1 pseudogene is annotated in these 414 nt (G+C 65.2%); it reads left to right on the top strand.

Annotated elements, in window-relative coordinates:
• A pseudogene (locus EOA22_RS37305) lies at window positions 1–230 on the top strand (5-dehydro-4-deoxyglucarate dehydratase); the annotation flags it as partial.
• Between the last annotated feature and the right edge of the window lie 184 nt (window positions 231–414).

The following is a 414-nucleotide window of genomic DNA, read 5'->3' as shown; positions in this document are numbered from 1 at the left end:
GCCGCACAACAGAAGTCGGTGATCTCATCCGCTCGTTCTTCCTGCCCTACCTCGCCATCCGCAACCGGCGCGCCGGCTATGCCGTGTCGATCGTCAAGGCCGGTGCGCGTATTGCCGGGATCGACTGCGGCCCGGTGAGATCGCCGCTGCTCGACCTGACAGCGGACGAAGAGCGGCAGCTCGCGGCTCTCATGCACTCCTGCAAAATGCCGGTCGCGGAGCTGGCGTAGCACGGGATGATTTGCGGGAGCGGATCGAAGACCGGAACTGACGGCTTGCTACGATCTGGCGTGACCATCGACCATGCGGCGGTAACGCTCGCGCCCCGCCTCCAGATGCTCGCGCAAGGTGAAGCGGGCGGCTTCGACATTCTGCCGCTCGATGGCCTGATAGATGCGGCGGTGCTCCATCTGG

Origin of the sequence: Mesorhizobium sp. M7A.F.Ca.US.014.04.1.1, from assembly GCF_003998745.1 — a bacterium.
GTDB classification, from domain to species: Bacteria; Pseudomonadota; Alphaproteobacteria; order Rhizobiales; family Rhizobiaceae; genus Mesorhizobium; species Mesorhizobium ciceri.
This window is presented reverse-complemented; position numbering and strand designations above follow the sequence as displayed.